Origin of the sequence: Rhizobium sp. CB3171, from assembly GCF_029714265.1 — a bacterium.
Lineage (GTDB): Bacteria > Pseudomonadota > Alphaproteobacteria > Rhizobiales > Rhizobiaceae > Rhizobium.
The window spans coordinates 510,069-531,988 of the sequence record NZ_CP121652.1 but is presented as its reverse complement, the minus strand read 5'-3'; the positions used below and the strand labels follow the sequence as shown (position 1 = coordinate 531,988).

Sequence of the window (21,920 nt, the reverse complement as noted above, 5' to 3'; positions counted from 1 at the left end):
CCTCAAACGTGTCCGGTGCCGACCTTGATGATGGTGATCGCGTAGAACAGGATCACCAGGCCGGCGAGCACCAAACCGAGCGCGATGTTGCGCCCTCGCCGTGATTTCTTTTGGGCTTCCGTGAGCTTGACGAGTTCGATCACAGCCAGCCTCCCGCACCGCCTGATATCAGCACTATCACGAGCCGGTCGATCAGCAGTGCCGAAAAGATTGCGAAGAGATAGAAGATCGAGAAGGCGAAAAGTTTCTTCGCCGGGATCATCTTGACATCGCCATCCGGCATGCGCCGGACGGCGATGGAACAGTATATGAAGATTGCGCCGAGCGCGACGGCGACGGCACCATAGCCGAAGCTCGCAAAGCCCATGAATGCCGGCACAACACCGATGATGGCCGTCAGCACCGCATAGGCGACGATCTGATTCTTGGTGGCCGGCACGCCGGCGACATTCGGCAGCATGGGGACGCCGACGGCTTCGTAGTCACGCATCTTGAACAGCGCCAGCGCCCAGAAATGGGCCGGCGTCCACAGGAAGATGATCAGGAAGAGCACGATGCTCTCGATCGTCACGTTTCCGGTGACACAGGCCCAGCCGATGACCGGCGGGAAAGCGCCGGCAGCGCCGCCAATGACGATGTTCTGCGGCGTCGAGCGCTTCAGCCACATCGTATAGATGACGACGTAGAAGAAAATGGTGAAGGCGAGGATCGCGGCCGAAAGCCAGTTGACGGCGAGGCCAAGGATCGTCACCGAAAAGCCCGACAGCACCAAGCCGAAGGCAAGCGCATCGGAAGCCTTGACGCGGCCGGCGGGAATCGGACGGCGCGCCGTACGGCTCATGACCGCGTCGATATCGGCATCGTACCACATGTTCAGCGCGCCGGAAGCGCCGGCGCCGACGGCGATGCAGAGAATGGCGATCAAGCCGAGAATGGGGTTGATGTGGCCCGGCGCCAGCACCAGGCCGGCAAAAGCGGTGAAGACAACCAGCGACATGACCCGCGGCTTCAAAAGCTCGAAATAATCGCGCGCACTCGCTTCAGACAGGCCGGTTTCGCCTTTCTTCGCGAGTACTTCGTGATTGTCGATCACCGTCATTCTTTCATCCAATGTCCGTTAAGCCGGACGCCGTTTATCACGGCGTCCGGAAATAAGCTACTTGATGCGCGGCAGCTCTTCCCACTGGTGGTAAGGCGGCGGCGAAGGAAGCTGCCATTCCAGAGTGGTCGCACCCTCGCCCCAGGGATTGTTGCCGGCGACGCGCTTCCTCACGAACGCATCGATGACACCCCAGAAGAAGAAGCAGAGGCCGACGGCTGCGACATAGGAGCCGATCGAGGAAACGAAGTTCCAGCCGGCGAAGGCGTCCGGATAGTCGATGTAACGGCGCGGCATGCCAGCACGACCGAGGAAGTGCTGCGGGAAGAATATCATGTTGACACCGATGAAGGTGATCCAGAAATGCCAGTTGCCGATCTTCTCGTTGTACATGTAGCCGGTCATCTTCGGGAACCAGTAGTACCAGGCAGCGAAGATGGCGAAGACGGCGCCGAGCGACAAAACGTAGTGGAAGTGCGCGACGACGTAATAGGTATCCTGCCATACGCGGTCGAGACCGGCATTGGCGAGCTGCACGCCGGTGACGCCGCCCACCGTGAACAGGAAGATGAAGCCGATCGCCCAGATCATCGGCGTGCGGAACTCGATCGAGCCGCCCCACATCGTCGCGATCCAGGAGAAGATCTTCACGCCAGTCGGAACGGCGATGACCATCGTCGCGAAGACGAAATAACGCTGCGTATCGAGCGAAAGGCCGACCGTGTACATGTGGTGAGCCCAGACGACGAAGCCAACGGCGCCGATCGCGACCATGGCGTAGGCCATGCCGAGATAGCCGAAGATCGGCTTGCGCGAGAAGGTCGAGATGATGTGGCTGATCATGCCGAAGCCCGGCAGGATCAGGATGTAGACTTCGGGATGACCGAAGAACCAGAACAGATGCTGGTAAAGGATCGGGTCACCGCCACCTTCCGGCGCGAAGAAGGTCGTGCCGAAGTTGCGGTCGGTCAGCACCATGGTGATGGCACCGGCGAGAACCGGCAGCGACAGGAGCAGCAGGAAGGCCGTGATCAGCACCGACCAGGCAAACAGCGGCATCTTGTGCAGCGTCATGCCCGGGGCGCGCATGTTGAGGATGGTGGTGATGAAGTTGATCGCACCGAGGATGGACGAGGCGCCGGCAATATGCAGTGCGAAGATCACCAGGTCGACCGCCGGGCCGGGATGACCGACGAGGCCTGACAGCGGCGGATACAGCGTCCAGCCGCCGCCCGCGCCGTAGGCACCGGCCGGGCCTTCGACGAACATCGACAGGATCAGCAGCAGGAAGGCGGGAACGATCAGCCAGAAGGAAATGTTGTTCAGGCGCGGGAAAGCCATGTCCGGCGCGCCGATCATGATCGGCACCATCCAGTTGGCGAAACCGCCGATCATCGCAGGCATGACCATGAAGAAGATCATGATCAGCGCATGAGCGGTGACGAAGACGTTGTACATCTGCTTGCCGCCATCGATGGAGGCGTCGCCCGAATAGCCGTAGACCATGGAAGCCAGACCGCTGAAGATCTGGATGCCCGGCTCCTGCAATTCCATGCGGATCGCAACGGACAGCAGGAAGCCAATGATACCGGCAAAGATCGCAAAGATCAGATAGAGGGTGCCGATGTCCTTGTGGTTGGTCGAGAAGAGCCAGCGGTTCGCGAAACTGGGCTTGTGAGCATGATGGTCGTCATGCGCGTGAGCGTCATGAAGAGCGTGCGAATGATCGTCGTGTGCCGTAGATCCAGCCATTATCCCTATCCCTCTTACTCAGCCGTGTTTGCAGCGACGTTGACAGTAGCCGGCTGATCGACGGCAGCCATCAGGGCCTTGTTTGCCTTGCTCAGGTCGCCGGCAGCAGTGGTCAGCCACTGCTGGTATTGATCCTGAGAGACGATGCGGATGGCGATCGGCATGAATGCATGGTCCTTGCCGCAAAGCTCGGAACACTGGCCGTAGTACAGGCCCTCATTGTCGGCCTTGAACCAGGTTTCGTTCAAACGGCCCGGAACGGCGTCAATCTTGACGCCGAAGGACGGCATCGCGAAGGAATGGATGACATCCGTCGGTGCGGCGGTAACAAGGACGCGCACGACCTTGCCCACGGGCAGCACCAGCTCGTTGTCGACGGCGAGAAGCCGCGGATATTTCGATTTGTCTTCCTTGCCGGCCGCAGCGCGGTCCTGATCCTTCAGCAGGAAGGAATCAAAAGCCAGAGGCGTGTTGCCGCTGTTTTCATATTCATAGTTCCACTGCCACTGCGTCGCCGTCGCCTTGACGGTCACGTCAGGATTTTGCGGGAACGTTAGCTGCGCGGTCAGAAGATCGAAGGACGGAACAGCCAGGAACAGAAGAATGAGGACTGGACCCACGGTCCAGATGACCTCGATCAGCGTGTTATGGCTCGTTCTGGAGGGCACCGGATTTCGCGATGCCCGGAACTTGACCATGACGACGATCAAAAGGACGAGCACCAGCAGCGTAATGGGAACGATAAACCAAAGCGTGTATGCTTCGAACCAGCGTATTTGATGCATGTTGCCGGTTGCTGCCTCTTGCAGGCCGGTTTCCCATGGTTTTGGCTGATCGGCATAGCTGCCGGTCGCAAAAAGCAGACAGGCGATAGCCGCCAGAGCTGCGTAAGCCCTCTTAATCACGATGTCTCTCCCTCCAGCGTTTGATCCCAGATCACTCAAACGCAGTATCCCTACATTCCATTGCGCTTCAAACCACAGTTTGGAGCACTCCGCAACAACTCACAAGCGTTGTCCGTGCGGCATTTTTGCGCGAAGTATATTCCCCCGGCCCGCCGAAACATGGCAAGCATTTCATCATCATACGAAAAATTGCATCGTGGTCCATCGCATTGCCGGGACAAAATGGGATAGAGGTCGTATTTCCGCCGCAGTCGGTTGGAATTCAGCATGCGGGGCTTTTCATTTGCCGGCATGGGCTTCAACAATAACAGCACTGATTCGAATCTAGAGGTTTTCATGGGTTTTCGTTCCCTCGCCCGGCTTTGGCTTGTCACCGCCAGCATCGCTGCTGCGGCTGCAGCACCCGTTCTGGCGCAGCAGGCACAGCAAACACAGCCGGCGCCGCAGGCTCAGCAACTGCAAACCCAGCAACCGCCGCAGTCAGGCCAACAGCCGCCAGCCCATACCCAGCAGCTTCCGACCAACCAGGTTCCACAACCACCGGGTACGGTGCGCTCCAGCCATGGTGCATGGTCCGTGGTCTGCGACAAGCCGGCCGGCGCATCGACCGAACAATGCGCGCTGATGCAGAACGTCATTGCCGAGGACCGGCCGGAAGTCGGTCTTTCGGTCGTCGTGCTGAAGACCGCCGATCGCAAGTCGAAGATTCTTCGCGTGCTGGCGCCGCTCGGCGTGCTGCTGCCGAACGGGCTCGGCCTTAATGTCGACGGCAAGGATATCGGCCGCGCCTATTTCGTGCGCTGCTTCTCGGACGGCTGCTATGCCGAAGTGGTGCTTGAGGACGAGTTGCTGAAAACGCTGCGCAGCGGCGCGACGGCCACCTTCATCGTCTTCCAGTCGCCGGAAGAAGGCATCGGCATTCCTGTCGACCTCAAGGGCTTTGCCGAAGGCTACGACGCGCTTCCGTAAATCGACAGGGCTTGCTCTCTCGCCGTCCGAAACCTACATCGGCTCTGAACGGAGCACTTGATCCATGAATACCGATCTTCTTACCTTGTTCGATACCGACGAAACCAAGCTGCGCGGCATCGTTGCCGAAGCACTGGCCGGCGCTGACGATGGCGAGCTTTTCGTCGAGCATGTCCAGGCGGAATCGCTGACCTTCGACAACGGACGCATGAAGGGCGGCAGCTTCAACACCGAACAGGGTTTCGGCCTGCGCGCCGTCGCCGGCGAAGCGGTGGGTTATGCGCATGCGGGCGATCTCTCCGAAGCCGCGCTGAAGCGCGCCGCCGATGCGGTGCGCGCGGTCACGAGCGGCTATGCGGGTTCCTACGCCGCCGCGCCTCAGCGCACCAATAAAGTACTCTATAGCGACGAAAACCCGATTGGGAGCCCAAGCTTCGAGGACAAGGCGAGGCTGCTGCAGGAGATCGACAGCTATCTGCGCGACAAGGATGGCAAGGTGCGTCAGGTCACGGCCTCCATTGCCGCGAGCTGGCAGGTGGTCGATATCCTGCGCGCCGACGGCCATCGCGTTCGCGACATCAGGCCGATGACGCGCGTCAATATCTCGGTGATGGTCGGCGAAGGCGACCGGCAGGAATCAGGTTCCTTCGGAACCGGTGGCCGCGTCGGCTTCGGCGATTTCGTCACGGAAGAGAACTGGCGCCGCGGCGCTGACGAAGCTTTGCGCCAGGCATTGGTCAATCTCGAGGCGATCGATGCGCCGGCCGGCACGATGGACGTCGTTCTCGGCTCCGGCTGGCCGGGCGTCATGCTGCACGAAGCCGTCGGCCACGGGCTAGAAGGCGATTTCAACCGCAAGAAGACCTCGGCTTTCGCAGGGCTGCTCGGCCAGATGGTCGCCGCTCCCGGCGTGACCGTCGTCGATGACGGCACGATCGAAAACCGCCGTGGCTCGATCACCGTCGACGATGAGGGCACGCCTTCGGCCTACAATGTGCTGATCGAGAACGGCAAGCTGGTCGGCTATATGCAGGACCGGCAGAATGCCCGCCTGATGGGCATGAAGGCAACCGGCAACGGCCGCCGCCAAGGCTATGCCCACACGCCGATGCCGCGTATGACCAACACCTATATGCTTGGCGGCGACAAGACACCTGAAGAGATCATCGCCTCGGTGAAGAAGGGCATCTATGCCGTTTCCTTCGGCGGTGGCCAGGTCGACATCACTTCCGGCAAATTCGTCTTCGGCTGCACCGAAGCCTATCTGATCGAAGACGGCAAGGTCGGCGCACCGATCAAGGGCGCCATGCTCATCGGCAACGGCCCAGAAGCGATGAAGCGCGTCTCCATGATCGGCAACGACATGAAACTCGACACCGGCATCGGCAATTGCGGCAAAGGCGGCCAATGGGTCCCCGTCGGCGTCGGCCAGCCGCATCTGCGGATGGATCAGGTGACGGTCGGCGGGACGAAGGCTTGAAGTCTGCCTAAAGCTATGCCCATAGCAGTGGCCATCAGCCTTCGACGGAGGCTGATGCTGTTGATAGCTTTTGACCGAAGAGGACCTCCATGCGCTTGCTGTCACGCTGGCAGAATTCCGCAGGCGAAAGGGTGCGTATAGCACTTTACCTCAAAGGTATTCCGTTCACTTATACACCGGTAAGCTCATTGGCGCCCGGCGAATATGAGCGATTGAACCCTCAAGGTCTTCTACCTGCTCTCGACATCGGCGGACGTATCATCGCGCAATCGTCTGCTATCCTGGATTATCTTGAGGAAGCGTATCCAGCGCCAAGTCCGCTGCCTTCCGATCCCGTCGTCCGCGCGGAGGCAAAAGCGTTTGCCGGGCTCATCACATCGGAAATGCATTCTCTGACCGTTCTGCGTGTCAGACGCTTTTTGAAATCGGACATAGGTGCCGACGATCATCAAGTTTCGGTCTGGGTCAGCCACTGGCTGGCTCTAGGCCTTGACGCCCTGGAGGAAACCCTACGGCGCCGACCGATCCAATGGCCGTATTGCTTCAGCGTAGAAGCGGGATGGGCGGACCTGCATCTTGTGCCGCAACTAAACGCCTCCCGCCGTCTTGGCGTAGATCTATCCCGTTATTCCACACTCCTGGCAGTCGAAGAACGCTGCAACGAACTCGAAGCCTTTCGGCTTGCACGCCCGGAAGCACAGGTCGACTTCTCTCATTCTTGAACGTGGCAACCAGTGGCCGCTCTCACCCCTCCTCCGGCCGGAACCGCCATTTCCGCTCGACGGCGGCGGCAAGATCGAGGCTGTTGCGGTGGGCGAAGAGGAGGATGTGGCCGAGCACGTCGGCCGTCTCGTCGGCCAGCGCCGTTGCGAGATCCTCGTCCGACATGCCCTTGCGTCTTCCGCGGCCGGTCGTTTTGTTCCAGATCTGGGTGAGTTCGCCCATCTCCTCCAGCAATTTCAAAACAAACCAGTCGGCATCGCGCTCCAATCCGTTGGCGGCGGCATAGGTGGCGGAAGCCTTTTCGAACTGCTGGATCAGATCGGATAACATCAATATCGTTCCCTGTATGTTCTTAACAGAAGTGAACGATTCTGCCGGAAATAGCAAGACGGCGGAGCTTGTGCCCCGCCGTCTTGCTAGTTTCAAAACTTGATTTCTGCTCAGCCCTTGGTCGGCAACAGCATGCAGTTGAAATCTTTGCGCTTCAGCGCAGCGCAGGCGGAATTCGCATCATCGCGGCTGCCGAAGCCGACGAAACGGGCGCGATAGACTGTGTTGCTGCCCTTGCCGACGGCTTCGGTATAGGGCGAAGCGTTGGCAAGAGCGCCGCCTGCCTTGGATTGAGCTTCGGACAGCAGGTCCTTGGCGGCCTGCGCCGTCGGCGTAGCTGCGATCTGCACCTGCCAGCCGCCGGTCGCCGGCTTGCCGGCATTTTGGATTTCATCCATCGCCATCGGGCGATCCATCGGCACGGTCACATTTGTCGTGGCGGCATAGGCGAGCGGGGCCGGAGCCGGAGTGAACTCGGCGCGCTTGCGCGTCGCCGTGGCCGTGGTTTGCGCGTCGACATCGACAGCAACATCATCCTTCGCCGAAGCCACTTCGACCTGCTTTGCACCGCCAATGCTTGCCACGAGACGCGACGATTCAGCGGAGGTCGCTTTCGGCACATAACGATTGAGAAGCGAAGCCATGAAAGCATCGCGGCCGCGGGCAGTCGCTCCGCCCATGACGACGCCGATAACGCGGCGGTTGCCCTGGCGCACGGCGCTGACGATGTTGAAGCCGGAGGCGTTGGTGTAGCCGGTCTTGATGCCGTCCATGCCTTCGTAGCGATACATCAGATTGTTATGGCCACGGACGCGGCTGCCGCGATAGGTGAAACTCGACTGCGAAAAGAGCCGATATTCCTGAGGATAATTGTTGATGAGCGCAACGGCGAGCGTCGACATGTCGCGCGCGGTCGTCACCTGCTCCATGCTCGGCAAGCCCGATGGATTGGTGAAGACAGTGCGGCGCATGCCGAGTTCGCGCGCCTTCTGCGTCATGATGCGGGCAAAGCCGCTTTCGCTACCGCCCAGCGCTTCGCCCATGGCAGTGGCGGCATCGTTGGCGGACTTGATGATCATGCCGTTGACGGCATCGCGGACGGTGATGGTGCTGCCCGGCTTCAGGCCGAGCTTGGTCGGGCTCTTGCCGGAGGCGTTGCTCGAGACCGGAATCGCCGTGTTCCAACCCAGCTTACCGCGATGGATAGCCTCAAACGTCAGGTACAGCGTCATCATCTTGGTCAGCGAGGCAGGGTGGTTGAGATCATCGGCATTATCCGAAGCCAGCACCCTACCGGATTTCGCGTCCATGATGAAATAGGCGCTACCCGCAAAGCTCGCTACCGGTGCGCTCAACAGCAAGACGGCCGCAGAAAGGGCCATCAAAAGTTTTTTCATATTCGTCCCCAACTGAAACAAATGCCGATACACCGCATCAACCTGTTGTGCGCATTTGCGACAAGAGCCTGATTTCGGTGCGATATTGAGGCAACACCCTCGACAGAATTCCAATTTTGCCTTTGCTGGTAAAATAACGGTTAACACATTGAAAAGATGGTGCAGATTCAGCAAGACTTAACGGCGGATGGGCTAGAGCATGGGCATTCTTCAACCGGGTCAATCCCTATGGAACAGGGCATCAGAATTCGTCTCAAGCGCGCGGCGATCTCCGGCGGTCTGGAAACCGCCGCAATTCTGAAAAACCTCGGCCTGATGCGCGACGTCGCCGGCCTCGGTGCCATCTTCACCCTGCATCATGTCCGCCCTCCCTTGCCCCGAACCTTTGCCCCGAATGCGCATCTAGAAATTTCGCCCGAATTCCTCGACAGCGCGATCACGCGACTGAAACGGGATGGTTATGAATTCATTTCTCTTGATGCGTTGCCGGACCGTATCGCAAGTGATCGCAACAAGCCACCCTTTGCTGCTTTCACACTCGACGACGGTAATCGCGACAATTTCGATTATGCGCTGCCGGTCTTTGCCCGCCACGGCACGCCCTTCACGATCTTCGTCACCCAAGGCCTGTCGGAGAGGACGCACAGCATATGGTGGGAAACGCTGGCTGAGCTGCTAGTCCAGCGGGACCACCTAACGTTCGACTTTGGCATGGGCACAGAGAGTTTCGATCTCAACAAGGCCGGCCAACGGCCTGCCGTCTTTGCCCGGTTTGCCGCCTATGTCCATGCCCATGACGAGATGGAGGCCGTTGCCCGGATCGACGAGCTCGCCCGATGGAACGGCCTGGAGCCGCTGGATCTCGTGCGCACGACAATCATGGACCGCGGGGAATTGAGGCAGCTTGTCCGTCACCCCCTTGCCTCGCTCGGCGCCCACACGGTCAGCCACCGGGCGCTTGCTCGTCTGCCGGAAGCGGAAGCGGCGGCGGAAATGGCGTTGTCGGCGGATTATGTCGCCGACATCATCGGAAGGCGGCCAGCGGCAATCGCTTATCCCTACGGCACGGCCGATGCGGTCTCTCCTCGCGAAGCTCGGCTTGCAGCGGAACTCGGCTTTTCCGTCGGCGTTACGACCCGGCCCGGGACGATCGGAAAGGCAAGTGCCGCCACGATCACCCATTTGCCGCGGCTGTCATTGAACGGTCACTACCAGAAGGCCCGGTATGCATCGGCACTTGCCTCCGGCATCCCCATGAGGCTGATGGGGCGCCGGGCCTCACCATAGTTCCGTTACGGATACATCCGCACCTTTTCCCAGGCGCCCTCCGGCACGTCGCGGCGGAATTCGACGCGGTCGTGCAAGCGGAACTGGCGATCGTGCCAGAACTCGATCGACAGCGGCCGGATGCGGAAGCCGGACCAATAGGCAGGGCGTGGAATTTCGCCAATGGCGTAGCGGGCCGTATATTCGGCGACCGCCTTTTCCAGGGCGAAGCGGCCCTCGAGCGGACGCGACTGCTTCGACGCCCAGGCGCCGATGCGGCTGCCGCGGGCACGCGTCTTGAAATATTCATCAGCTTCGTTGTCGCTGACCACTTCAACCAGGCCGCGCAGCCTTACCTGACGCCGGAGCGACTTCCAGTGGAAGCACATGGCCGCTTTCTTTTGGGAAAGAATTTCTTGGCCTTTCTGGCTTTCGAAATTTGTATAGAATACGAATCCCTGACTATCGAAACCTTTCAGAAGAACCATGCGGACATTTGGCAATCCATCCTTATCAACCGTTGCCAAGGCAACCGCATTCGGATCATTCGGCTCATTGGCTTCAGCGTCGCGCAGCCAGGAAGCGAAAAGCGCGAAGGGCTCGTTCTGCTCGGTGAAGTCACCGCTTGTTAACTCGTTTTCCGACATATTAGCTCAAATTCTCCGCATTTCCTAAAATCGCCAGCCCCAACACTGGCCAAGATACTCGGGTGGAAGTCATAGCAAAGTCGACGGTTCATACAAAGCGCAAGCTTGCAAAAGGCGCGACGATGGCGATTGCCATTTTCTCCCTTTTCTCCCTTGGCGGCTGCGTCGGCGGCGGCATGGACATGCTGAGTTCGACGAAGGTGGATCGGAGCGTTTCAACCGGCACCATCCCGACCGCTCCTGTGACAACCGACAGCGTTTCGGACGAGACCACCGTGCGCAATGCCGTGACTTCGGCAGATCTCAACAAGCTGAACGGACAGCCCGTCCCCTGGGCGAATGCGTCGACGGGAAGCGCCGGCGTCATCGACACGATCGTCGAAAACAACGCCTCGGGACAGGTCTGCCGCCAGTTCCGCACCACCCGCCACTCCTATGACGGCATCGCCAATTTCTTCGGCAAGACCTGCCTTATCGGCCAGGGCGAATGGCAATTGCTGAGCTTCCAGCAGGACGGCTGATCGCCTCTTCTCTTTCTTATTTCATACTCAGAAGCGGGCCGATCAGCGTGCCCGCCGCAATGCAATCCGCAAGCGCGTAGATGTCGTTGCTGGGCGAACGGTCCACATCTAGCGGTGGGGCTATCGAGCGGACAACGGTAAACAGCATCCCGGTCCCCTCACCCAACTTGATTGCGCCTCGCAGATCGATGGCCCGCGCGGCTATGATCAGTTCGATCGCCGTCAGATATCGCAGCTTCACCGCCAGCCGTCCGGTCTTGTCGATCACCGACATGGCAAGCGATGCATAATCCTCGACGCGATCGGCGACGGGCGTCACAGCAAAGGGCATGGGCATCGCCAGGTGGCCGATCTCCGCCGTCAGCGCCGCAACGGTCTTCTGCAAGGCGCCAAAGCCGTTGGCGCCGACACCTTCCGGCGCCAGAAAACGCGGCAGATCGGAGAAGCCCGGCGACAGCAACTTCATGATTCGCTCGGCCGCCATAGCCGCAAGGCGGGCGAGCGCCAGCCCCAGCGTGTCGAAGGCCAGCACCATATGGGTGGGATTGAAATTGCCGGTCGGCAGCACGACATCCTCATCGGCAAGAACCGATGGGTTGTCGTCACTGGAGCCCAGTTCCAGCTCGGTAGCAGTCCACGCCGCTCTCAGCGCATGTAATGCGGCGCCGGAGACCGATGGCACGCAGCGAAGGCTGAGCGGGTCTTGAAGGCGCCGCGCTGCCCCCGGCTTCATCAGATCGCCGCCTTCGAGGAGTGAGCGGACGGCTGCCGCGACTTCGCCCTGGCCGGGGCCGGGCCGCAAGCGACTTGCCAGCGGATCGAGCGGATCAAGGCTGGCGCGAAATCCTTCATAGGATAGCGCTGCCGCACCGATATGCGCATCGAAAATACGCCTAATATCCTGCAGCATCAGGCACGCAAGGCCGACGGATGCGGCGTTGGACGAGATCAGCGACAGTCCATCCTTTATGCCGAAGGACGGCTGCACAAGGCTGGCCGCCGCCAAGGCATCGGCGCCGGAGACCTCACGCCCATCCGGAAGAATGGCCCTCCCCTCGCCGACCAATACCAAGGCGATATGCGCAAGCGGCGGGAGATCCGCCTCGCCGATCGAGCCGGTCATCGGCACCTTCGGATGGACGGAACAATTGAGCATGCCGGCAAGCGCTTGCGCCACCTCTGGCGATACACCCGAATAGCCGAGGCAGAAGCGGGCTAGGCGCGCCGCCATCATGGCGCGGACCTCGTCCGCTTCGGCAAAGCGCCCGACGCCGACGGCGCGGGGGCGCGGAATGCGATGTTGCCCGGAATCCTTCGCGGGATCGAGGCGCGTATCGACAGCGGCACCCAAACCGGTGCTGACTCCATAGATCGCCTTGCCCGCGCCCGCATGGCGGAGGAGACAGGCATAGGCGGCTTCGATGCCGGCGATCGCATCGGCGCCGATCGCGACCTCGGCGCCATTGCGAGCCACGGCGCAGATCGCGTCGATATCCGCGCCGGACGCATCGAAGATCACGCTTTTGGCGTCAGCACCCATCCGTCTGTCCGTTTCTCAAACCGTCCGTTTCAAGCAAAGCGCAGGCGCTGGCCGATATTCATCCGCTTCGCCTTGTCGACCATGGCAGCCCCCAGCGCAACGTCCGTGGTACTGAGACCGCGATGCCAGAAGAGAATGGTCTCGTCGTCGCTTTCGCGGCCAGGCCGCGCACCGCAGACGATCTGGCCGATTTCGGCATGCAGTGTCTCCGCCGTCACCTTGCCCTCATCGACATGCCGGCGCAATGCGCCAAAGGGACGACCGGGGCCGCATTGACCCCAATCGTCGACGACGACTTTGTCCATGATGTCGGTCAGATCGAATTCCAGCGCGCTCATCGTGCCATAAGGAACGACGAAAGCTCCCTTCTTGACCCAGGCGGTCTTGAAGAGCGGCGTCGGCTCAGGCAGGCGGCTGGCCTCGACCATGATGTCGGCGTCCTTCAGGCAGTCTTCCCAATTGTCGGTGACGATGATCTTCTTGCCGAGATCCTTTTCCAATCGGGCGGCGAAGGCATCGCGGCTTTCCGGCCGGCGGGAATGGACGCGGATTTCCTCGAAGTCGAAGAGATGGTCGAGCAGGCGGACATTCCAATAGGAGGTGCCGCGCGCGCCGATATGGCCGAGCACCTTGCTATCCTTGCGGGCGAGATGGCGGGCACCGATCGCGGTGACCGCGCCCGTGCGCATATCGGTGATCGCGGTGGCATCGATGATCGCCTTCGGCATGCCGGTGCGCGGATCGAAAAGGTTGAGCACGGCCATTTCAGAAGGAAGACCCTGCTTGTAGTTATCGACGAAATCGCCGACCACTTTGACACCAGCATAGTCGAGAGGCTTCACATAGCCGCGCAGCACATTGAAATGGCCCTTGTCGGAACTTTCGGGCACGAGATGCACGCGCGGTTCGATCACCGTTTCGCCACGTCCCTGCGCATCCAAAGCTTTGCTGACGGCATCGAGGATTTCGTCGTTGGTCAGCGCCAGCGCCTTGGTATCGATGGCGTTCAGATAGTCGATCCAAATTTCCTGCATGGGATGCCCTGACCCTTCCGCTTGTCGCTATGCTCGCCTCATCATGAAATGAGTTGTCTATACTTATTGTCAAGGCAAATCCGGTGCGAAAGCCGTGCCTTCAGTCTTAAGCAGGGCTTGGCTTCCTTAGCGAACGGCTAACCATTGCGGCAGATCGAACCGTTGCCGCCAGCCGGGCGTAACAACTGATTAGCAACTGCTCGCGCAGGATCACACCATATGCGCGTCAACCTTCTTGCTTCCGGGGGAGTGAGGATACGGCGCGATCCATATGTTTTCTTCCTTTTGGGGTGCCGCAACGAGGCCGGGCACACCCTTCAAAACGGTGGTTATAATGATGCGCGATCCTTACAAGGTGCTTGGCGTAAAGCGGGATGCCGGGGCGGACGAAATCAAGGCGGCATGGCGCAACCTGGCCAAGGCCGTACATCCCGATCACAACATCGGCGATCCCACGGCAACGGAGCGCTTTGCCGAGATCGGCCGCGCCTATGAAACGCTGAAGGACCCGCAGAAGCGCAGCCGTTACGATCAAGTGGCGCGCATGGCCGAGGCGAAGGGCCAAAGCACAGAGCAGACCATCATGCAGCAGCGTCAGGCTGCCCGCGAAGCAGCGGAGCGTGCCAAGGCCGCACGCGCCAACGCCGAAAAGATCATGGAAGAACTCGCCCGCGCCAATGCCCAGAAGGCGCAGAAGGCTGCGTCGGCCGCCAACCCGCAGGCGGCCGGCGCCGAGTCACCCGAGGATATGGTCGAGCGCATTTTCGGCGCCAAGGCCGCCCGTGCCGCACCCAACCAGGCAGAGACCGCCGCCAGTGCCGCGGAGACGGAAAAGCCACGCGAACCGGAGAGCGGCGAGACGGAAGAAAACTTTGCCGAAGAGGAGCAGCTTGCGACGGGCACCGGCTCAACCGTCTTCCGCTCGCGCTTCGGCATTCTTGGCTCGCTCGTGCGCCGCTTTACGGGCGGCAGCGTTCAGGACAAAGTGCCGGAGAAAACACCGGAGATCGCTGCCGAAGCGACCGTCACCCTCGATGACATGTTGAAGGGAAACTGGATTGCCGTACCGCTGTCCGACGGACGGGAGGCGCGCTTTCAGGCGACGACGGATATCAGCAACGGCCAGGTGGTGCATCTGAAGGGCCAGGGGATGAAATTGCAGGGGATGCTGCGCGGCGATGTCGCGATCACCATCCATCTCTCCACCGACAGCCGCTTCACGCTTAATGGCCTCGACGTCCACACGACCCTTCCCGTGACCATCGAAAATGCGGTGCTCGGTTATGAGACAACGGTCGAGGGATTGAGCGGGCCGGTCAGGCTGACAGTCCCCCCCTGGTCCGGTTCGGATCAGGTCATCCGAATCTCTGACCAGGGACTACCGGACGGGCATGGCGGAAAAGGCAATCTCGTGGTGGAATTGCGCCTGATGCTGTGGGAAAAACCGGACGACAAAGTTACCGATTTGATGCGCAGCATGCGCGAGGGGCTTTTTTTGTGAAATTTCAGTGACAACCGCACCCTTTGTTACGATCCCTAACAGTTGATGATCTTTCCGATGCTTGAACAGGGGATCGGCCTATGCCATAGGCAGGATCATTCGAAAGTTCAAGGGAGCAGAATATGGCTCAAGCCACTGGCCTCATGGCAGGCAAGCGCGGCGTCATCCTCGGCGTTGCAAACAACCGTTCCATAGCGTGGGGTATTGCCAAGGCCTGTTCCGAAGCCGGTGCCGAAATCGCGTTGACGTGGCAGGGCGACGCTCTGAAGAAGCGCGTCGAGCCGCTCGCCCAGGAACTCGGCGCCTTCATGGCAGGCCATTGCGACGTTACGGAACCCGCGACGATCGACGCCGTCATCGACTCGCTGGAAGCCAAATGGGGCAAGATCGATTTCGTCGTGCATGCCATTGCCTTCTCCGACAAGGATGAGCTGACCGGCCGCTATGTCGACACCAGCCGCGATAATTTCGCGCGCACCATGGACATCTCCGTCTATTCGCTGCTCGCCGTCGCCCAGCGCGCCGAGCGCATCATGAACGATGGCGGCTCGATCATCACGCTGACCTATTACGGCGCGGAAAAGGTCATGCCGAATTACAACGTTATGGGCGTCGCCAAGGCTGCGCTCGAAGCAAGCGTGCGCTACCTTGCCGTCGACCTCGGCGGTCGCGGCATTCGCGTCAACGCCATTTCGGCCGGCCCGATCAAGACGCTGGCCGCCGCCGGCATCGGCGACTTCCGCTATATTCTGAAATGGAACGAATATAACGCGCCGCTAAAGCGCACGGTTTCGATCGACGAAGTCGGCAACTCCGCGCTTTATCTGCTCTCCGATCTTTCCACCGCCGTCACCGGCGAAGTGCACCATGTCGATTCGGGCTATCACGCCATCGGCATGAAGGCCGTCGATGCGCCTGACATCGCCGTCATCAAGGATTGATCAACAGGAAACCTGACCGTGCCGCCTCTTTATGTGATACGCCACGGTCAGACGGACTGGAATGCCGAGCGCCGGTTGCAGGGACAGAAGGATATCGATCTCAACGCCATCGGTCGCGCGCAGGCGCGGCAGAATGGTGTTGAGCTCGGCGAAATCCTCACCTTTGAAAACCAGCCTTTCGACTTTGTCGCAAGTCCGCTCAGGCGCACCCGCGAAACCATGGAAATCGCGCGCGAAGCCATGGGCCTGCCACCCAAGGACTACCGCACGGACGAACGGCTGGTCGAAGTCTCTTTCGGTGCCTGGGAAGGTTTCACCCTCAAGGAGCTGAAGGCGACCGAGGCCGAACGTCTTGCCGAGCGCAACGCCGGCAAGTGGGACTTCATCCCGCCCGGCGATGATGCAGAGAGCTACGAAATCCTCTCCTGGCGCGTCGGCTCCTGGCTGACTTCGGTCGATCGGCCGACCGTCTGCGTCACCCATGGCGGCGTCATCCGCTCGCTGTTCCGGTTGATCGCTGATGTCTCGAAAGAGGATGCCGCGGAAGCGGAAATCCCGCAGGATCGCATTTTGAAGGTCGATACGCAGTTGAACATCATCGGCTGGATCTAAAGCCGCCGGCTAAAGGAATAATCCCCGTTCCCTACTGCACGATATCGAGATCGTTGATGACGCGCTTGCCGTCGACCTCGGTATAGAAGACGACCACTTTGACGCCGGCCTTCAGACCCGTGAAATCGAAATCCTGCGGCGCCTGATAATTCTTGCCGTCATCCAGCGTGATGCTGAAATTCTTCTCATCGACCTTCTTGATCGTAGCCTCGACGTCAGCGCTTTCGGCAAAGCCGGCGACGGGGGCGAGGAGACTTGCCGTGGCCAGGAGCGTCGCAACAAAGAAGCGCATCGGGAGTACCCTTTAATCTCATTATCGGTGCTAAATTTGATTGTCCCAAGGTAACGCTTTGAATATGGCGGAAGTTGCCCGCAACAATGGCTTTCGTCGCCTAATTGATGAATGTGTTTTCACGATCCACAGCATGGATTAATCTTCGTTTACCATATCGGGCGTTTGCGGGTTCCCGCCCTGCGGGATCATCACGGAAAGAAAGATTTGCCTCGGCAGCTTTTTGGCCTATGAGTGTGCCGCAATTCCAAGAGACAAAGGCGCGGCCGCCGCCGGGCCACAGTAATCCGGTCGTTTCCCATGTCGCACAATACATTCGGTCATCTCTTCCGCGTCACCACCTGGGGCGAAAGCCACGGGCCGGCGCTCGGCTGCGTCGTCGACGGCTGCCCCCCGGGGCTCCGTTTCAAGCTTGAGGACATTCAGGTCTGGCTCGACAAGCGCAAGCCAGGACAGTCGCGCTTCGTGACGCAGCGCCGCGAAGATGATCTCGTCAAGGTACTGTCCGGCGTGATGCTGGATGAAGACGGCGAGACGATGATTTCGACGGGCACGCCGATCTCGATGCTGATCGAAAACACCGACCAGCGTTCCAAGGATTACGGCGAGATCGCGCGGCGTTATCGCCCCGGCCATGCCGACTATACCTATGACGTCAAATACGGCATTCGCGACTATCGCGGTGGCGGCCGTTCGTCGGCCCGCGAGACCGCGGCGCGTGTCGCCGCCGGCGGTATTGCCCGCCTCGTCGTGCCCGGCGTCACCGTGCGCGGCGCGCTGGTGCAGATCGGAAAGCACAAGATCAATCGCGCCAATTGGGACTGGGCACAGGTCGATCAGAACCCGTTCTTCTCGCCGGATCCGGAAATCGTGCCGGTCTGGGAGGAATATCTCGACGGCATCCGCAAGGCCGGCTCCTCGATCGGCGCCGTTGTCGAAGTCATTGCCGAAGGCGTGCCCGCCGGTCTTGGCGCACCGATCTACAGCAAGCTCGATCAGGATATCGCCTCGCTGCTGATGTCGATCAACGCCGTCAAGGGCGTCGAGATCGGCAATGGCTTTGCTGCCGCCGAAATGAGCGGCGAGGAAAACGCCGACGAAATGCGCATGGGCAATGACGGCAACCGCATCTTCCTATCCAACCATGCCGGCGGCATATTGGGCGGCATTTCCACCGGCGAGCCGGTCATCGCCCGCTTCGCCATCAAGCCGACCTCGTCGATCCTGACCGAGCGCCGATCGATCGATGCCGACGGCAACAATGTCGATGTCCGCACCAAGGGCCGCCATGACCCTTGCGTCGGCATTCGCGCCGTGCCGATCGGCGAGGCGATGGTTGCCTGCGCCATAGCCGATCATTACCTTAGGGATCGCGGCCAGACCGGCCGGCTGAAATAAGGACGTTTTCATGCCCTATGATCAGAAGCGCGTCGTGGAAGCCCTTCGAGCCTTCGAGGCCGGCGAGATCGTCGTCGTCATGGACGATAACGACCGTGAGAATGAGGGCGACCTGATCGTCGCTGCCGTCCACTGCACGCCGGAGAAGATGGCCTTCATCGTCCGCCATACGTCGGGGATCGTCTGCACGCCGATGCCGCGCGAGGAGGCCAAGCGCCTGAACCTCAACGCCATGGTGGCGGAAAACGATTCCGCGCATACGACCGCATTTACCGTTTCCGTCGACTTCAAGCACGGCACGACGACGGGCATTTCCGCCGACGACCGCACGCTGACGGTGCGCAATCTCGCCAATCCGAATGTCGGCCCGACCGATTTCCTCCGTCCCGGCCATATCTTCCCGCTGGTCTCGCGGGAAGGTGGGGTGCTGATGCGCTCCGGCCATACGGAAGCCGCCGTAGACCTCTGCAAGCTCGCCGGCCTGCCGCCGATCGGCGTCATTAGCGAGCTCGTCAATGACGACGGCACGGTAACGCGCGGCCAGCAGGTGGTGGAATTCGCCGAGCAGAACGGGCTGAAGCTCATCTCCGTCGCCGACCTCATCGCCTATCGCCAGCGCAAGGAAACGCTGATCGAACTCGGCGCCAGCTTCGATATCGAAACGCCGTTCGGCAAGGCGCGCGCTCACACCTATTCGCTACCCTGGGACCCGATGCAGCATCTCGCAGTCGTCTTCGGCGACATCCGCGACGGCATCGACATTCCGGTGCGCCTGCATCCGGAAAATGTGGCCGAAGACCTGTTCGGAAAGCGCCGTCCGGTCGATTTCTACATGAAGAAGATCGCCGATGAAGGCCGCGGCATCATCGTTTATCTCCGCGAAGGTTCCGTTGGCGTCGGCCATATCGACAATGGCCGCAAATCCCGCCAGGCCGGCCATGAGACCCATGCCGAGGCCCAGGCCCGCGACAGCGAATGGCTGGAAATCGGCCTCGGCGCGCAGATTCTGAAAGATCTCGGCGTCAGCTCGATCAAACTGCTCACCAGCCGCGAACGGCACTATGTCGGCCTGGAAGGGTTCGGCATCGAGATCGCCCGGACGGAGATTTGCTGATCCTGTTAATGGGTCAGCATTCTTGAATAACCGTAGTCAGCTATCTCCAAGTCAGGCCGAACACGCGAAGCCAATTGTCATAGGCGAATTTTCGCAGGGTCAACTCATCGAATTCATTTTTGCGCATGGCGTCTATGAGATGTGGCATGCCGCTTGCCTCCTTGATTTGGCGGGGCACGACCGCGCCATCAAAATCTGATCCGAGAGCGACCCTATCCGCTCCAATACGGGTGATGAGATAATCAATATGACGAACAACAAGGTCGAGCGGCGTGTCGTCTTCAAGGTGGCCATCGGGGCGAACGTCATTGACGGCCAGGTTCAATCCGATGACCCCGTCGGTATCGCGAATGGCATCGAGCTGCCGATCGGTTAGGTTTCGGGTCGATGGGCATAGGGCATGAGCGCAGGCATGCGTGGCGACAAGCGGAGCGGTGCTCAGGGCGGCCACGTCCCAAAACCCACGCTCGTTCAGATGGGAAACATCGATCATTATTCCGAGAGCATTGCATCTTTTGACCAGGCTCTTGCCTAAATCCGTAAGCCCCGGCCCAGTATCGGGAGACCTCGGATAAGCGAACGGGACGCCATAGCCAAAAATATTCGGACGGCTCCAAACGATGCCGAGAGATCGGAGGCCCGCGTCATATAGGGCATCCAGATATCCGAAATCAGGGCCGATGGCCTCTGCCCCCTCTATATGAAGCACGACGGCAAAGGCGGCGTCCATCTGGGCAGTCCGAATATCATTCACGCTTGTGGCGAGGCGGATCTGGCCGTTGGAGCGTTCGATCAAACCCCTCATCGCGGAAAGCTGGCCATCGATTTGTCCACGGGCATAGTCCGGATGGACGGCATCGGCATAACGAACTTCGTATCCATCACGAGTGATAGTAAGGTCATCCACCGGCTCGTGTTCTGGAGAGGCATGCATTGCAAACAATCCGCCAGCCAAGCGGCCTTCACGCGCTCGCGGAAGATCAAGATGCCCCATCTCCGATCGGACCATAAAATCCCGGCCGGTAGATTTATAATCCACCATGAACTGAACCGCATCATTATGCCCATCGAATACATAAATGCTGCTCATGTGATCTCTGCCCCAAGGTTCAAGTGCAGTTTGGCCTACGCAGTCCTCTCGGAAACCAGCGGGAAATCAGGACGGAAGAACAGGCAATTTATCCCCGCCACCCCTCCAGAAACACCACCTTCTCCACCCCGGCAAAACGCGCCACCCGCTCCAATTCCGCTTCCAACTTTTCCAGCCGTCCGGCGGATGCCCGGACACTTGGTTCCAGCCACAGGCGTTTGACGTCCAGCGTGCCCGCCTTGCGGTCGGCTTTCATATCGATCCGGCCGATCAGCCGGTCTCCTTCCAGGAGCGGGAAAACGTAATAGCCATATTCACGCTTCGGCTCCGGCACGAAGACCTCGATCCGGTAGAAGAAGCCGAACAGGCGTTCGGTGCGGTTGCGGTCGCGTATCGTCGGATCGAAGGGGCTGAGGACGCGCATCCGGGCGGGAGCTTCGGGGAAGCTGTCGAGCGTAGCTGGGAAATCGGCAAAGCCGAAGGAAGGGCGCGGTTTGCCGTCCATGGCGGGCTCGATCAATATTTCGGCGAGTTCCGCGCGATGCGTGTCGACCCAGGTCTTCGCTTCCTGCGGCGTCACCAAGTCCCAGAAGGCGGCGATTTCGCCTGACGTGGCAAACCCCAGGCGCTGCAAGGCGCTGCGGCAGGCCCAATCGACGAATTCGTCGTGGCCGACTTCGGGCGTGTGGAAATTTTCCGGCAGTACGCGCTCGACGAGATCGTAGACCTTTTGGAAATTGGTGCGGCCGGCGATCGCGAATTTGCCAGTGCGCCAGAAATATTCGAGCGCGGTCTTGTTCGGATGCCAGTTCCACCAGCCGCCGGAAGTGTGATTCTCGTCCTTGATCTCACGGGCGGTGATGGCGCCGTTTTTCAGGACGCGCTCGTAGGTCTCCTCGAAGGCGGCTTCGAACCCCTCGCCCCGCCATTTGCGCCAGCGCTCAATGATCGCCAGCTCCTCGCGGCGGAACCGGTGCTTCCAATAGACGAAGAAGGCGCTGGGCAGGATGGAGGCATCATGCGTCCAGTTTTCGAACAGCGCGCCGTCCTTTTCGAGCAGTTCCGTCAGATGTTCGCGCCGATAGGTCTGGTTGCGGGAAAACAGAATCTGGTGATGCGCCCGCTCGACAGTCGAGATGCTGTCGACCTGCACGAAGCCGATATCGTGAATCAACTGCAGCAGCCCGGCCTTGGTCAGGGCACGGTTCGGCGGATTGGAAAGCCCCTGCTTGGCGAGGAAGACGCGGCGGGCATCTCGGTTTGAAAGCAGATTCGTCATGCTCAGATCATAGGCATTAATTCCCATGCT

Annotated in this window: 22 protein-coding genes; 10 read left to right on the top strand and 12 right to left on the bottom strand. The window is 60.2% G+C overall.

The annotated features are described in order from the left end of the window. Positions 1 to 2 precede the first annotated feature (2 nt). Genes QA648_RS02565 through coxB form a run of 4 tightly spaced genes read right to left on the bottom strand, consistent with a single transcriptional unit; the run spans position 3 to position 3,756 of the window. Positions 3 to 143: a hypothetical protein gene (locus QA648_RS02565; protein WP_034488087.1), complete on the bottom strand. Its 141-nt coding sequence runs from the start codon at positions 141 to 143 to the stop codon at positions 3 to 5. Next, entirely contained in the window at positions 140 to 1,099 is a 960-nt protein-coding gene (locus QA648_RS02560; RefSeq protein ID WP_283049466.1) for a heme o synthase, read from the bottom strand. Before QA648_RS02560 ends, QA648_RS02565 begins: the two co-directional genes overlap by 4 nt. Positions 1,100 to 1,156: 57 nt before the next feature. Further along, complete coding sequence (ctaD, locus tag QA648_RS02555; protein ID WP_283049465.1) at positions 1,157 to 2,851, bottom strand: cytochrome c oxidase subunit I; 1,695 nt, start codon at positions 2,849 to 2,851, stop codon at positions 1,157 to 1,159. 14 nt (positions 2,852 to 2,865) lie between these two features. Beyond that, positions 2,866 to 3,756 (bottom strand): cytochrome c oxidase subunit II, encoded by an 891-nt coding sequence (gene coxB / locus QA648_RS02550; protein ID WP_104822230.1) that lies wholly within the window; start codon positions 3,754 to 3,756, stop codon positions 2,866 to 2,868. A 336-nt stretch (positions 3,757 to 4,092) separates the two neighbouring features. Here coxB and QA648_RS02545 point away from each other — a divergent pair, with 336 nt between their 5' ends. The 3 genes from QA648_RS02545 (at position 4,093) to maiA (ending at position 6,927) form a co-directional block, all read left to right on the top strand. Then, positions 4,093 to 4,725, top strand: coding sequence for an invasion associated locus B family protein (locus tag QA648_RS02545; protein WP_104825006.1), 633 nt, complete (start codon positions 4,093 to 4,095; stop codon positions 4,723 to 4,725). A gap of 64 nt (positions 4,726 to 4,789) precedes the next feature. After that, on the top strand, positions 4,790 to 6,205 hold the full coding sequence (gene tldD / locus QA648_RS02540) for a metalloprotease TldD (RefSeq protein WP_283049462.1): 1,416 nt from the start codon (positions 4,790 to 4,792) through the stop codon (positions 6,203 to 6,205). A gap of 89 nt (positions 6,206 to 6,294) precedes the next feature. Beyond that, the gene (gene maiA, locus QA648_RS02535; RefSeq protein WP_283049460.1) at positions 6,295 to 6,927 is read left to right on the top strand and encodes a maleylacetoacetate isomerase; all 633 of its coding nucleotides are present in this window, start codon (positions 6,295 to 6,297) and stop codon (positions 6,925 to 6,927) included. A gap of 22 nt (positions 6,928 to 6,949) precedes the next feature. Here maiA and QA648_RS02530 read toward each other — a convergent pair whose 3' ends face one another. Then, entirely contained in the window at positions 6,950 to 7,258 is a 309-nt protein-coding gene (locus QA648_RS02530) for a pyrophosphatase (protein WP_283049458.1), read from the bottom strand. Between the two features lie 110 nt (positions 7,259 to 7,368). After that, the gene (locus QA648_RS02525) at positions 7,369 to 8,655 is read right to left on the bottom strand and encodes a D-alanyl-D-alanine carboxypeptidase family protein (protein ID WP_283049456.1); all 1,287 of its coding nucleotides are present in this window, start codon (positions 8,653 to 8,655) and stop codon (positions 7,369 to 7,371) included. Between the two features lie 228 nt (positions 8,656 to 8,883). Here QA648_RS02525 and QA648_RS02520 point away from each other — a divergent pair, with 228 nt between their 5' ends. Beyond that, positions 8,884 to 9,942, top strand: a complete 1,059-nt coding sequence (locus tag QA648_RS02520; protein ID WP_283049455.1) for a polysaccharide deacetylase family protein — start codon at positions 8,884 to 8,886, stop codon at positions 9,940 to 9,942. A 5-nt stretch (positions 9,943 to 9,947) separates the two neighbouring features. On the opposite strand, the gene pdxH is transcribed toward QA648_RS02520, so the two are convergent. Further along, complete coding sequence (gene pdxH / locus QA648_RS02515; RefSeq protein WP_104822224.1) at positions 9,948 to 10,568, bottom strand: pyridoxamine 5'-phosphate oxidase; 621 nt, start codon at positions 10,566 to 10,568, stop codon at positions 9,948 to 9,950. 62 nt (positions 10,569 to 10,630) lie between these two features. On the opposite strand from pdxH, the gene QA648_RS02510 reads away from it, so the two are divergent. Beyond that, on the top strand, positions 10,631 to 11,089 hold the full coding sequence (locus tag QA648_RS02510) for an RT0821/Lpp0805 family surface protein (protein ID WP_104822223.1): 459 nt from the start codon (positions 10,631 to 10,633) through the stop codon (positions 11,087 to 11,089). A 16-nt stretch (positions 11,090 to 11,105) separates the two neighbouring features. Here the strand turns inward: QA648_RS02510 and QA648_RS02505 are convergent, their stop codons facing one another. Continuing rightward, positions 11,106 to 12,629, bottom strand: coding sequence for an aromatic amino acid ammonia-lyase (locus QA648_RS02505; RefSeq protein WP_283049453.1), 1,524 nt, complete (start codon positions 12,627 to 12,629; stop codon positions 11,106 to 11,108). Between the two features lie 29 nt (positions 12,630 to 12,658). Next, positions 12,659 to 13,663 carry an ornithine cyclodeaminase family protein gene (locus tag QA648_RS02500; protein WP_104822221.1) on the bottom strand — a complete coding sequence of 335 codons (1,005 nt, stop codon included), beginning with the start codon at positions 13,661 to 13,663 and terminating at the stop codon, positions 12,659 to 12,661. 337 nt (positions 13,664 to 14,000) lie between these two features. Between QA648_RS02500 and QA648_RS02495 the strand changes: the two genes are divergently transcribed. The 3 genes from QA648_RS02495 to QA648_RS02485 all read left to right on the top strand — a co-directional run bounded on the left by QA648_RS02495 (position 14,001) and on the right by QA648_RS02485 (position 16,717). Then, positions 14,001 to 15,164 (top strand): DnaJ domain-containing protein, encoded by a 1,164-nt coding sequence (locus QA648_RS02495; RefSeq protein WP_104825005.1) that lies wholly within the window; start codon positions 14,001 to 14,003, stop codon positions 15,162 to 15,164. 122 nt (positions 15,165 to 15,286) lie between these two features. After that, the gene (gene fabI, locus QA648_RS02490; RefSeq protein ID WP_104822220.1) at positions 15,287 to 16,105 is read left to right on the top strand and encodes an enoyl-ACP reductase FabI; all 819 of its coding nucleotides are present in this window, start codon (positions 15,287 to 15,289) and stop codon (positions 16,103 to 16,105) included. Positions 16,106 to 16,123: 18 nt separating this feature from the next. Beyond that, positions 16,124 to 16,717: a histidine phosphatase family protein gene (locus QA648_RS02485; protein ID WP_283049452.1), complete on the top strand. Its 594-nt coding sequence runs from the start codon at positions 16,124 to 16,126 to the stop codon at positions 16,715 to 16,717. A 31-nt stretch (positions 16,718 to 16,748) separates the two neighbouring features. Here the strand turns inward: QA648_RS02485 and QA648_RS02480 are convergent, their stop codons facing one another. Next, complete coding sequence (locus QA648_RS02480; protein WP_104822218.1) at positions 16,749 to 17,009, bottom strand: DUF1344 domain-containing protein; 261 nt, start codon at positions 17,007 to 17,009, stop codon at positions 16,749 to 16,751. Positions 17,010 to 17,309: 300 nt separating this feature from the next. On the opposite strand from QA648_RS02480, the gene aroC reads away from it, so the two are divergent. Together aroC and ribB are read left to right on the top strand one after the other, a co-directional pair. Then, positions 17,310 to 18,407 carry a chorismate synthase gene (gene aroC, locus QA648_RS02475; protein ID WP_104822217.1) on the top strand — a complete coding sequence of 366 codons (1,098 nt, stop codon included), beginning with the start codon at positions 17,310 to 17,312 and terminating at the stop codon, positions 18,405 to 18,407. A 10-nt stretch (positions 18,408 to 18,417) separates the two neighbouring features. After that, positions 18,418 to 19,521 (top strand): 3,4-dihydroxy-2-butanone-4-phosphate synthase, encoded by a 1,104-nt coding sequence (gene ribB, locus QA648_RS02470; protein ID WP_283049450.1) that lies wholly within the window; start codon positions 18,418 to 18,420, stop codon positions 19,519 to 19,521. Positions 19,522 to 19,561: 40 nt separating this feature from the next. Here ribB and QA648_RS02465 read toward each other — a convergent pair whose 3' ends face one another. Further along, on the bottom strand, positions 19,562 to 20,611 hold the full coding sequence (locus tag QA648_RS02465) for a dipeptidase (RefSeq protein WP_283049449.1): 1,050 nt from the start codon (positions 20,609 to 20,611) through the stop codon (positions 19,562 to 19,564). Between the two features lie 88 nt (positions 20,612 to 20,699). Continuing rightward, on the bottom strand, positions 20,700 to 21,890 hold the full coding sequence (locus QA648_RS02460; RefSeq protein WP_283049448.1) for a winged helix-turn-helix domain-containing protein: 1,191 nt from the start codon (positions 21,888 to 21,890) through the stop codon (positions 20,700 to 20,702). Positions 21,891 to 21,920: the final 30 nt, after the last annotated feature.

Coding starts and splice junctions, on each gene's coding strand:
- QA648_RS02560 (WP_283049466.1), bottom strand. CDS start 1,099: ATGACGGTGATCGACAATCACGAAGTACTCGCGAAGAAAGGCGAAACC.
- ctaD (WP_283049465.1), bottom strand. CDS start 2,851: ATGGCTGGATCTACGGCACACGACGATCATTCGCACGCTCTTCATGAC.
- QA648_RS02545 (WP_104825006.1), top strand. CDS start 4,093: ATGGGTTTTCGTTCCCTCGCCCGGCTTTGGCTTGTCACCGCCAGCATC.
- tldD (WP_283049462.1), top strand. CDS start 4,790: ATGAATACCGATCTTCTTACCTTGTTCGATACCGACGAAACCAAGCTG.
- maiA (WP_283049460.1), top strand. CDS start 6,295: ATGCGCTTGCTGTCACGCTGGCAGAATTCCGCAGGCGAAAGGGTGCGT.
- QA648_RS02530 (WP_283049458.1), bottom strand. CDS start 7,258: ATGTTATCCGATCTGATCCAGCAGTTCGAAAAGGCTTCCGCCACCTAT.
- QA648_RS02525 (WP_283049456.1), bottom strand. CDS start 8,655: ATGAAAAAACTTTTGATGGCCCTTTCTGCGGCCGTCTTGCTGTTGAGC.
- QA648_RS02520 (WP_283049455.1), top strand. CDS start 8,884: ATGGAACAGGGCATCAGAATTCGTCTCAAGCGCGCGGCGATCTCCGGC.
- pdxH (WP_104822224.1), bottom strand. CDS start 10,568: ATGTCGGAAAACGAGTTAACAAGCGGTGACTTCACCGAGCAGAACGAG.
- QA648_RS02505 (WP_283049453.1), bottom strand. CDS start 12,629: ATGGGTGCTGACGCCAAAAGCGTGATCTTCGATGCGTCCGGCGCGGAT.
- QA648_RS02500 (WP_104822221.1), bottom strand. CDS start 13,663: ATGCAGGAAATTTGGATCGACTATCTGAACGCCATCGATACCAAGGCG.
- QA648_RS02495 (WP_104825005.1), top strand. CDS start 14,001: ATGCGCGATCCTTACAAGGTGCTTGGCGTAAAGCGGGATGCCGGGGCG.
- fabI (WP_104822220.1), top strand. CDS start 15,287: ATGGCTCAAGCCACTGGCCTCATGGCAGGCAAGCGCGGCGTCATCCTC.
- QA648_RS02480 (WP_104822218.1), bottom strand. CDS start 17,009: ATGCGCTTCTTTGTTGCGACGCTCCTGGCCACGGCAAGTCTCCTCGCC.
- aroC (WP_104822217.1), top strand. CDS start 17,310: ATGTCGCACAATACATTCGGTCATCTCTTCCGCGTCACCACCTGGGGC.
- ribB (WP_283049450.1), top strand. CDS start 18,418: ATGCCCTATGATCAGAAGCGCGTCGTGGAAGCCCTTCGAGCCTTCGAG.
- QA648_RS02465 (WP_283049449.1), bottom strand. CDS start 20,611: ATGAGCAGCATTTATGTATTCGATGGGCATAATGATGCGGTTCAGTTC.
- QA648_RS02460 (WP_283049448.1), bottom strand. CDS start 21,890: ATGACGAATCTGCTTTCAAACCGAGATGCCCGCCGCGTCTTCCTCGCC.